The organism is Blastococcus sp. CT_GayMR19, assembly GCF_004570385.1.
Lineage (GTDB): Bacteria > Actinomycetota > Actinomycetes > Mycobacteriales > Geodermatophilaceae > Blastococcus_B.
On sequence record NZ_SPQL01000032.1, the window covers coordinates 1 to 11,240 of the forward strand.

Sequence of the window (11,240 nt, forward strand, 5' to 3'; positions counted from 1 at the left end):
CGCCGGACGGCGAGGCCGCGCGAGGACGACGACGCCCGCCGCTGCCCGTCGCCGGCGCGCCCGGCGAGGCCGCCACCGGCGCCGGGACGGCGGAACCCGAGGTCCTCGTGGAGGGTGTGCTCTGCCCGGCGGGGCACTTCACGGACCCGGACCTGCCGGCGTGCCGCACGTGCGGAACACCCCTGCCGCCCGGCGCGGGCCGCGTGAGCCGGCGGAGACCTCCGCTGGGCATCCTCGTCACCGACGGCGGCACGATCTACCCGGTGACCGGGGACTTCGTCATCGGACGCGAGGCGGAGGCGGCACCGGACGTGCTCGCGGGGCGGGCTCGTCCCCTGGCCCTGCGCGATTCGGTGCGCAGCACCTCCCGGGTCCACGCCCGCCTGACCGTCGCGGGGTGGAAGGTCCTGCTCAGCGACAGCCGGTCCGCCAACGGCACCCTCCTCAGCCGTCACGGGGCGGCCGGCCCCTGGCTGCCGGTGACCCCGGAGATCCCGGTCCCCCTGCTGCACGGGGACCGCGTGCGCCTGGGCCAGCGACAGCTCCTCTTCGACACCTGGCGGGAGACGGTCGTCCCCCAGGTCTTCCGTTAGGGGTGGAGGCCGCCGTGGACAGGGTTGCGGACTACGTGTTCCTCCGGGAGCTGGGGCGGGGGGAGGGCAGCCAGGTCTACCTGGCCAGGACACCGCGCCGCCTCGGGATCGCCGCGGACACGGTCGCGGTCAAGGTGCAGCCCCTGACCGGCGACGACGGCTTCGGCGCCCTGGCCGACGAGCTCGGCCTCGTCGCGGCACTCCGCTCGCCGCGGCTCGTCCCGCTGTACGACGTCGGGACGGACGTCGCGTCGGTGTTCTACGCGATGCGCCACGAGGCCCTGGGATCACTGGCCGCACCGACGCGCGACCTCACCCGCCGGGAGCGTCTCCTGGCCGTCGCCCGGGCAGCTCGCGGCGCACACGAGATGCACGAGGCCGGTCTCGTGCACCGGGGCATCGGAGCCACGAACATCCTGCTGGACAAGGACGGTGCCGTCCTGGCCGAGCCGGCGGTCGGGCACCTGCTGACCCGGGGGCACACGCACAGCGGGCTCGGGACCGGGGCGCGGGCCGGCCGGCTGGAGCTGGTCGACCCGGAACTCATGAGGGGGCGTCCGGCAGGCCGGGCCAGCGACATCTGGGCGCTCGGGGTGACCCTCCACCTGGCGCTGACGGGGCACGGGCTGTTCCCGGCGCTCGTGTCCGCGGACGCGTTCACGGCGGTCCGGATCTACCTGAGGAGCCACCCGGAGCCGGGTGAGGACCTGTCGGACGGCGAGCGGGCGGTCGTCGTGACGGCGCTCCACCCGGACCCCGCCCGGCGCTACCGCACCGCGGACGACTTCGCCGAGGCGGTCGAGGAGGTGGCCCGGCGGCACGGAGGATGACCGCCGCCGGCGGCGCATCTTTTTCGGTTGCAGAACGGCCGGTCGGGATAGCCTGGCGGCCGCGCGAGCGGTTCCGACTGGAGGAACGCGTGGCCAGGACCGACCCGTCATGAGGGGCGGCGGGGGTGACCTCCGCCGCACGTTGCGGCTGTTCGGGCGCTTCACCGTCGGGCAGCGACGGGCCTTCGTGTTCGCCACCGCCTGGCTGGCGCTCGAGGCGGCCACCGCCGTCGCGGTACCCGACCTGATCAAGCGCCTGACCGACTTCCTGATCGACGACCGGCGGCCCAGCCTGCTGGGCTTCACGCCGTCGCTCGACGCGACCATCCCGCTGATCGCGCTGGCCATCGTGGTCGCGACCGCGGTGAACAGCTCCTCGGCGTCGCTGGCCGTGATCTTCCTGGCCCATGCCGCGCGCACGCTCGGGTTCAACGTGCGGGGCGCGCTCTTCTCCCACCTGCAGCAGCTGCCGCTCGCCTTCCACCTCCGGCGCAGCACCGGCGACGTCCTCACCCGGTTGACGGGCGACGTCAAGGCGATGGAGGACTTCGTCGAGGGCTCGTACGGCGAGCTCGTGGGCGGGGCGATGATCCTCGCGGCCACGCTCGGCTACCTCTTCGGGCAGTCCCCGCAGGTCGCGCTGCTGGCGCTGGCGGTCGTGCCGCTGTTGATGGTCGTCTCGAGCATCTTCACCCGGCGGATCAAGAAGGCCTCCAAGCGGCTGCGGGCCAGCGAGGGCGACCTGGCATCGACGGCACAGGAGATGCTGGCCACGATCAGTCTCGTCCAGGTCTACGGCGGCGCCGACCGCGAGGCGCGGAAGTTCGCCGAGCAGAGCCGGGCGGCGCGGGACGCCGTGCTGCAGACCGGGAGGCTGGAGGCCTTCTTCGGCTTCACCGTCGCCGTCCTGGAGGCCGTCGGCATCGCCGTCGTCATCCTCCTGGGCGCCCGGCTGGTGTCCTCCCGCGCGCTCACCGCCGGCGACCTCATCGCCTTCATCCTCCTGATCCAGAACATGTTCAAGCCGATCCGCAAGATCATCAAGCACTGGAACAAGGTGGCGAGCGTCTACGCCAGCGTGGAGCGGGTCGGTGAGCTGCTCGACCGCCAACCCACCGTGGTCGACGCGCCGGGCGCGCACCCGGCACCTCCGCTCCGCGGCGAGATCGAGTTCCGGGACGTCAGCTTCGCGTACCAGGCGCGTGCCGACGACGAAGGGTCGGTGGGGCGACTGGCACTGCAGTCCCTGAGCTTCCGGATGGCTGCCGGCGAGGCCGTCGCACTCGTGGGGCACAGCGGCGCAGGCAAGAGCACGATCGCCCAGCTGCTGCCGCGGCTGTACGACCCGCACGCGGGGGCCGTCCTCGTGGACGGCCAGGACATCCGGGAGTTCACCCTGGCGTCCCTGCGGTCACAGATCAGCATGGTGCTGCAGGAGACGGTCCTGCTCCGCGGCACCGTCGCGGAGAACATCGCCTACGGCCGGGAAGGGGCCACGTTCGACGACGTCGTCGCCGCTGCCAAGCAGGCGAACGCCCACGACTTCGTCATGGACATGCCGGACGGCTACGACACCGTCCTCGCTGAGCGTGCTGCGACGCTGTCGGGGGGCCAGCGACAGCGGCTGGCCATCGCCCGCGCCTTCATCCGGGACGCCCCCATCCTGATCCTGGACGAGCCGACCACCGGATTGGACGCCGAGTCGTCCGCGCTCGTGGCCGAGGCACTGCAGACCCTGGCCAGCAACCGGTCCACGCTGATCGTGTCGCACGACCTGAACCTGATCCGCTCGGTGGGCCGCGTGCTGGTGATCTCGGCCGGCCGGATCCTCCAGGACGGCAGCCCTGACGACCTGCTCGCGAGCGGCGGCCTCTATGCCGACCTGTATGCCCGGCAGTTCGGCGAGGCGGTGGCCGCCACGGCCGCTGCACCCTCGACGGGCGCCGCGGCCGCTGGCGTCCCCGCCGACCAGCTGCCCCGCTCCGTCGTCGAACGTGAGGCCGACCTTTCCTGGGACGAGCCGGAGCCGTCGGAGATCCGGCGGTTCGACACCGCCGTGATCGAGGCGATGCCGCTGCCCGCGACCCGGGAGGAGTTCCTCGCCCTGACCGGGTGGATCCCGACCGTCCAGATGCCGGCGGCCGGCCGTCTCCCCACGCCCGCCGCGGACGACCTGGACCCGCTCCGCTCGCCGGGCCTGAACCGGGCACTACCGGGACTGGCCGAGGCGCTGTCCGCATCGGCGATGGCGCCGCGCCTGCAGCGCATGGTCGCCGACGACTGGGAGCTGCTGGCCTGCTCGCCCGGCAAGGCGCACGTGGAACCCGGCCACGGGGCCACCCTGCAGTACCGGCTGGAGCTGCGGCGCCGGGGTGCGGGCGAGACGCGGGAGCACGTCGTCGCGGGGCGCCTGTTCGCGACGGCGGAGGCCGCCGAGGCATGGCGCTCGGAGGTGGACGCGCTGGCGGACACCCTGGAGGGCAGGGACGACCTGCGCGCCTTCGCCGGGCCGGCGCTCACCGTCCGCGAGCTGTGCCTCGTCCTGCACGTGTTCCCGCTGGACCCCGCACTCCCTGGCCTGGTGCCTGCCACCGACCCGTCGCAACTCATGGAGCTGCTCGGGCCGCAGCTCACCAGCGCGGTGCCCGGACTGCTCCTCCAGGGCTGCCGTGCCGAGGTGGTGCGCTACGGGCGCGGCAGGTGCGTGCTGCGGTACGAGCTGGCGTGGCGTCTCCAGCCTGCCCGCCGCAGCCTGAAGCAGATCGTCTACGGGAAGGTGTCCGAGGACGGCCGGGGGCGACTCGTCGGTCCCGCGGCGACCGCGCTCCGGCAGGCGCCGGAGGGGCCCGGCGCCGCCCTGCCGTTCCTCGTGCCTCGGTTCCAGGGCTACCTGCCGCACCTCCGCCTGGCGCTGCTCGAGGCCGTTCCCGGATCCCCGCAGCTGCCCGCGCTCCTCCGGCCCCGGGCGGGCGGAGCCGCGGCGCCGGGGGGCGACCTCACCGCCGAGGGGGCGGTGCTGGCGTGCGCCCGGGTCGCCGCCGCTCTCCACCGGTCCTCGATCCCCGTCGGGCCGCCCCGCACCCTCGCCGGGGAGGTCGACGCGGTGCGCGCCTCCGTCGACGCCCTCGCCCCGATGGCCCCCGCGCTCGCCGCAACGCTGCACCGCCACCTCGGAGCGGTCGCCGACGTCGGAGTCGAGCCGCCGGGGCCGCCCGGCGCCGCCCACGGCGACTTCGGACCGTCGCAGGTCCTCTTCGACGGCCCGACCACCAGCCTGGTCGACCTCGACACCGTGTGCCTCGCCGAGCCGGCGCTGGACCTCGCCCAGTTCACCGGGCAGCTCGCCGTGGCGGTGCGCCGGGCGCGGGCCGAAGGAGGGGCGACCCGGGACGGAGGCCAGAACGGCGGCCGGGACGGCGGCCAGGACGGCGGCCAGGACCTGGGGTCGGCCTTCCTCCGCGAGTACCTGCGGCTGAGCGGCAGCGACCCCGACGTCCTGCTCCCCCGCGTCGACGCGTACCGGACGGTGGCGCTCACGCGGATCGCCGTCCGGAGCTGGTGCCGGCTCCGGCCGGAACGGTTGCGGCCCACCCTGGCCCTCCTGGACGAGCCGTCCGGCCTCCTCGTGCCGTGAATCGTGGACAGGGTCCCCGAGTCGATTGACACGCAGTCCCTTCGGGTCTTGCATGGGAACGCCCTTGAGCTGCCTCCGGGCGCTCTTCTCGCGTCCCGTGGCCACACACGGAGTGCAACATGACCGGTCACAGCCGTCGGCTTCCCGTGGTCGTCGCTCTCACGGCCGCCCTTCTGGTGCCCGGGACGGGGCCGGCCGGCGCGCACGACCACCCGACGCCCACCGAGCGGGCCGCCCCAGGTGTCGTCTTCGTGGAGGCGGGGGCCGAGGTGGAGGTCTCGCTGGTGGAGCACCTGCAGAGCGACCCCGGCGGGGTCCACATCAAGATCATTCAAAGCACCTCGGTGCCGGTGCTCGCCTCTGCCAGCGGCTTCGTGGTCGACCCGACCGGCGCCATCGTCACGAGTGGTGCGATCACGGGGTCCGATCTCGAGAAGGCCAGGATCTACGCCGTCAACGAGGCCTTCCAGCGGCAGTACGGGGGTGCGGCCCCGATGACCGGCGACCTGTTCTCCCGGCAGCAGATCGGCGCACCCACGGACCGCCTGCAGCAGCGACTGGACGCCTGCTACCCCCCACACACCACCAACGACGCCGGCGGCTGTGTCGTCAGGGTCACGCCGACCTACGTCGTCCACCCGTACGTCACCTCCCAGGAGGAGTTCGGGAAGTTGCCCGCCGAGTTGCTGGAGGGCAGCACGCCTGACGTCGCAGTACTCCAGGTGCGGGGGGCCAGCAGCATGCCGACCGTGGACCTCGGCGACTCCATGGATGGCGCGTCGGCGCTCGCCGTCCTCGGGTTCACGGGCGTCCCCCAGGGACCGGACACGCTCAAGGCGATCAACTCCCACCTGGCCGAAGCTGGGGGGACGGTGCTGAAGTCGGAGGACCTGACCGAGGCTGAGGCGGAGGCCGCCGTCCAGTTGGCCCCCGCCCTGAAGGACGGGATGCGCGGCGGGCCGGTCCTCGCGGAGCGCGGTCAGGTGATCGGTCTCCTCGAGCCGGAAGCAGGCTCCGGACCCCCGCCGGCAACGGCCGGCCGGCTCGTAGACGTCGGCACGATCCGCGACGTCGTCTCCGCGGCGGGAGTCACCCCGCGCCGGGGGCCGGTGGACACCAGTTTCGAGGCGGCGTCGCACGCGTTCAAGAACGGAGGATTCGCCGCTTCCATCCCGAACCTCGAGGCGACGCTCGAGCTCTTCCCGGGCCACGCCATGGCCGCGGCCAACCTGGCCGAGGCCGAGCGGAACGTCGCCGCGGGGACGCCGGGTGCCGCTCGCCCGGGGGACGGCGACTCGGCGGCCACCGGGAGTGGGGCCGGCTTCCCCTGGACCGTCGTGCTGTCCTCCGTTGCGGCGGTGCTGCTGCTCACCGCCGCCGCCGTTCTCGTCCTGCGTCGGCGTCGGCAGGACTCCGTCGCCGGTGGCGCCGAGGGCGGCGTCGCCCCGCTGCCGGGGTCGGCCAAGGCGGGGTGGCCCAAACCCTGGGATGCCAAGCTCCGGGACGGCAAACCACGGGATGCCACTGCACGGGATGCCAAGCCCCGGGACGGCAAGGCCGCCGCGCCGCCCCGGCCGGCGACCGAACAGCGCGAGCGCCAGAAGGTGCCGAGCGTGGTCACCGGCTCCGGAGCTGCTGCGGTGCCCCCCGTCGAGGGTCGCGGGGCGGCTCCGACGGGTGCGGCATCGCTCGGCCGCGGCGGCCCGGCTGCCTCGGCGGGCGCGCTGTCCGGACCGGTCCCCGGGCAGCGCTCCGTCGACGCCGTCGGTGACGGCTCCCGCCGGGTGTCACAGGTCGCTGCGGCTCCGGCGGTGCTGACCCCGTCCGATCGCGTCGCTCCTTCCGTGCATGACGCGGCGGACAGGCCCGCGTTCTGCACTTCGTGTGGGGCCCGCCTTGCTGCCCACCACCGCTACTGCGGCCGGTGTGGCGAAGCCGCAGTGTGAGCGGCGGCGGCCGACCATGACGACACAGCAAGCAGGCAGTGAGATCGCGGGCTACCGGATCGAGTCCCTGATCGGCCGCGGCGGGATGGCGGTGGTCTACCGCGCGGAGGACATGCGCCTCGGGCGCAAGGTTGCCTTGAAGCTGCTCACGCCGCAGCTGGCGGACAACGAGCAGTTCCGGCAGCGCTTCATGCGGGAGTCACGGCTCGCAGCGTCGCTGGACCACCCGAACATCGTGCCGATCTACGAGGCCGGTGAGGCCGACGGACAGCTGTTCATCGCGATGCGGTACGTCCGCGGCAGCGATCTGAAGGGCGCACTGGCGGCTGAGGGCGGCCGGCTGCCGGTCGAGCGGACGCTGGATCTGTTCACCCAGATCGCGGATGCGCTGGACACGGCTCACCGGGCCGGGCTGGTGCACCGGGACGTCAAGCCGGGCAACATCCTCGTCGCGGCCGGCCGCGAACACACGCGTACCGGTCACGGCGACCACGTCTACCTCACGGACTTCGGACTCACCAAGCGCACCGCCGAGCTGTCGAGCGGGCTGACCGGCACCGGGCACTTCCTCGGGACCGTCGATTACGTCTCACCCGAGCAGATCCAGGGCAAGCCGGTGGGGCCGGGAACGGACATCTACGCGCTGGGCGGCGTCCTCTACGAATGCCTCACCGGGCAGCTGCCCTTCCGTCGGGACGATGACGCCGCACTGCTGTGGGCGCACCTGGTCGAGGCACCCCCACCGGTCACGGGGATCCGCCCCGAGCTCCCTGAGGCGATCGACGCCGTCGTGGCGCATGCGATGGCCAAGGACCCCGCGGACCGGTACGAGTCGTGCGAGGTGCTTCTGCACGAGCTCCAACGGGCCCTCGGCCTGCCGGCGACCATCTCGTCACAGAGTGGTCGGCACACCGACGGCGCTGGAGGACGAACTGGTCGGGCCGATCTCGCCTCGGACGGTCCCCAGGCGGACCCGGATACGGTCACGGGGGACGTCCCCGACGTGAGCCGGCACCCGTCCTTCCCCTCCGGCCCGCTCCCGCGGTTCATGACCCAGACGAGCGTTTCGCACGGGATCCCACCGCCTGCGGAGGAGGAGCCCGGGCGCGAGGAGTACGACGACGCCGGCTCCGAGTGGGACGAGGACGAACGGGAGGCACCTCCGGAACCGGCGGCGCGGCGCAGATGGGGGCTCGTCGCCATCGTCGCCGCCGTCGCCGTGCTCGTCGCCATCTCTGTGGTGCTGCTGCAGTCCTTCTTGTCCTCGGAGGATTACCGCACGTTCACCAGCCGCGAGACCGTGGTCCCGTTCCGGCTCGACCACCCCGCCGACTGGGGGACGGTGGTCTCGCCCGCCAGCGACATCGTCCTGGGACCGAACCCCACCGCAGCCGACGAGCTGTTCTTCCTGAGGGGCGCGCCCGACGGCTGGGCGAACGCGACGGACGCCGTGCGCTCCGGCTCGCCCGACAGCGTCTGGCTCTACGTGTACAGCTCGGCCGCCACATACGACACCGCGGACACCCAGGCTCTCCAGGACTCCGTCGCATCGCTGCTGCCGCGGGACACGCAGTTCGAGTCGGCGCATCGCGAGGTGTCAGTGGCCGGCGCCCCGGCCGACGAGATGGAGGCGGTCGCCTCCGACCCGGAAGACCCGCAGACCCGTCTCCGGGTACTGGTCGACGTCGTCGATCCACCCGGCGCGGGTGGAGCGGTGCTTCTCGCCTTCTTCGCTCCACCGGACACCTTCGAGGACCACCGGCCCACGTTCGAGAGGATCAGGGACTCCCTCGAGATCACCGGCTGACCGGCGTCCCAGGATGTTCGGCGGACGCGAGGGACCAGCGGGACTCGTCGAGCGGACGTGAACCTCGAATCCGGACACAGCGACTGCGGCCCACGGGTGCTCCTTGGCCGCCGCGTGCCGCAACCACCCGAGAAGCCATCCCGAAGTCGATTGACACGTCGTGGGCGGCGGTCTTGCATGAACAGCCTGGCCCGACCTCGGCACGGATGCCGTGGCTACTCCGGAGTGCACATGACTGGTTCCCGCCGCCGGATCCTCTGGGGCGTCGCTCGTACCGGTAGCCCGGTCGTCCCTCCTGACCGGCGCTGCGACCGGCGCGGACGGGCCGTGGGCCGACGATGACCAGCCAGGAACCAGGGACCGAGATCGCCGGCTACCGGATCGAGTCCTTCATCGGCCGCGGCGGCATGGCGGTGGTCTACCGCGCAGAGGACATGCGCCTCGGCCGCAAGGTCGCGCTGAAGCTGCTCACGCCGCAGCTCGCCGACAACGAGCAGTTCCGACAGCGCTTCATCCGGGAGTCACGGCTCGCGGCGTCGCTGGACCACCCGAACATCGTCCCGATCTACGAGGCCGGTGAGGCCGACGGGCAGCTGTTCATCGCGATGCGGTACGTCATCGGGTCCGATCTGAAGGGTGTCCTGGCGGAGCTCGGCGGTCAGCTGCCCCTGGAACGGACCCTGCGGCTGTTCAGCCAGATCGGGAGCGCGCTGGACTCCGCCCACCGGGCCGGACTCGTGCACCGCGACGTCAAGCCGGGCAACATCCTCGTCGCCGCCGGGGAGCGCGCGCGTCGCGGTCACGAGGACCACGTCTACCTCACGGACTTCGGTCTCACCAAGCGGACCTCGGAGCTGTCCGGCGGGCTGACCGGCACCGGGCACTTCCTCGGCACCGTGGACTACGTCTCGCCGGAGCAGATCCAGGGCCGGCCGGTGGGTTCGGGCACGGACATCTACGCGCTGGGCTGCGTGCTCTACGAGTCCCTGACGGGGCAGCTGCCCTTCCGCCGCGACGACGACGCCGCGCTGCTGTGGGCTCACCTGGTCGAGTCGCCGCCGTCGGTCACGGGCATCCGTCCCGACGTACCGGCAGGGATCGACGCCGTGGTGGCGCGTGCCATGTCGAAGGACCCGGGGGACCGGTACGCCTCGTGCGAGGAGCTCCTGCAGGAGCTCGAGGCGGCCCTCGCCGGGCCCGCGTCCCCGGCGTCGGCGGGCGGCCGGCCGACCGGAGCCACCGGCGTGGCCACGGACTTCGGTGGCCCCTCCCAGGGAGGCGTGGGCTACAGCCTCGCCATCGACCTCGGGACGAGCTTCATCGCCGCCGCGGTCGCCGACGACCGCGGCCTCGAGATGTTCGGGCTCGGTGACGGCTCACTCGTGGCGCCCGCCGCCGTCTACGTCCGCGACGACGGCGGTCTGGTGACCGGTGACGCCGCGGCCCGTCGCGCCGTGAGCAACCCGGACCGGGTCGCGCGGGAGATCAAGCGGAACCTGGGCAACCCGACGCCGGTCATGCTCGGCGGCGCGCCCTACGCGGTCAGCGACCTGCTGGGCGCGCTGCTGCAGGACGTGCTGACCCGTGCGGCCGATCGGCAGGGTGCCAAGCCCGACGTCGTCGCGCTGACCCACCCGGCCAACTGGGGTCCGTTCCGGAAGGGCCTGTTCGAGGACGTGGCGCAGGCTGCGGGTCTCACCGATCTGCTCTACACCACGGAGCCGGAGGCGGCGGCCGCGCACTACGCCTCCACCCGTCCGCTCGGCGAGGGTGACGTCCTCGCGGTCTACGACCTCGGTGGCGGGACCTTCGATGCGACGGTCCTCCGCCGGACGGCGCACGGCTTCGAGATCGTCGGCACACCCGAGGGGATCGAGCGACTGGGGGGCGCCGATTTCGACGACGCGGTCTTCGCGCACGTCAACTACCTCGCGAGCGGAGCGCTGGCCGAGCTCGACCACAGCGACCCGAAGACGGTCGTCGCCCTGGCCCGCCTGCGCCAGGACTGCACCCTGGCCAAGGAGGCCCTGTCGGTCGACGTCGAGGCCACCATCCCGGTGTTCCTGCCCAACCGCCATTTCGACGTCACCCTGACGCGCGCCGAGCTGGAGGGGATGATCCGGGCCCCGATCGAGTCGACGATCGGAACCCTGGACCGGGTGCTCCGGGCGGGCCAGGTCGACCGGACCACGCTGGCCGCCGTCCTGCTCGTGGGGGGCTCTTCCCGGATCCCCCTGGTCGCCCAGATGGTCTCCGAGGCCTTCGGACGGCCGACGGTCGTCGGCGCGCACCCCAAGCACGCCGTCGCCCTCGGTGCCGCACTGCTCGCGGAGGCCCGCAGGAGGAAGGTGCCCGCAGCGCTCCTCACCGGCGCCGACGTCCGGCCGACGGCGACGGGATCGGTGGTCGCCGACTACCGGAACGTCGAGT

At 73.1% G+C, this 11,240-nt stretch carries 6 protein-coding genes; all 6 read left to right on the plus strand.

Annotation, left to right across the window (positions count from 1 at the left end):
* Nucleotides 1-593, plus strand: a 593-nt coding sequence (locus tag E4P39_RS21920; protein WP_135138767.1) for an FHA domain-containing protein, incomplete at its 5' end; no start/stop codon positions are given.
* A gap of 14 nt (nt 594-607) precedes the next feature.
* Nucleotides 608-1,423 (plus strand): protein kinase, encoded by an 816-nt coding sequence (locus E4P39_RS21925; protein WP_167762031.1) that lies wholly within the window; start codon nt 608-610, stop codon nt 1,421-1,423.
* 109 nt (nt 1,424-1,532) lie between these two features.
* Nucleotides 1,533-5,057, plus strand: coding sequence for an ABC transporter ATP-binding protein (locus tag E4P39_RS21930; protein ID WP_135138770.1), 3,525 nt, complete (start codon nt 1,533-1,535; stop codon nt 5,055-5,057).
* 119 nt (nt 5,058-5,176) lie between these two features.
* The gene (locus tag E4P39_RS21935; protein WP_135138772.1) at nt 5,177-7,003 is read left to right on the plus strand and encodes a trypsin-like peptidase domain-containing protein; all 1,827 of its coding nucleotides are present in this window, start codon (nt 5,177-5,179) and stop codon (nt 7,001-7,003) included.
* Nucleotides 7,004-7,019: 16 nt separating this feature from the next.
* A complete protein-coding gene (locus E4P39_RS21940; protein ID WP_135138774.1) occupies nt 7,020-8,810 on the plus strand; it encodes a serine/threonine-protein kinase in 1,791 nt (596 codons plus the stop codon).
* A gap of 338 nt (nt 8,811-9,148) precedes the next feature.
* A partial coding sequence (locus E4P39_RS22725) for an Hsp70 family protein (RefSeq protein WP_209306664.1) occupies nt 9,149-11,240 on the plus strand: 2,092 nt, incomplete at its 3' end.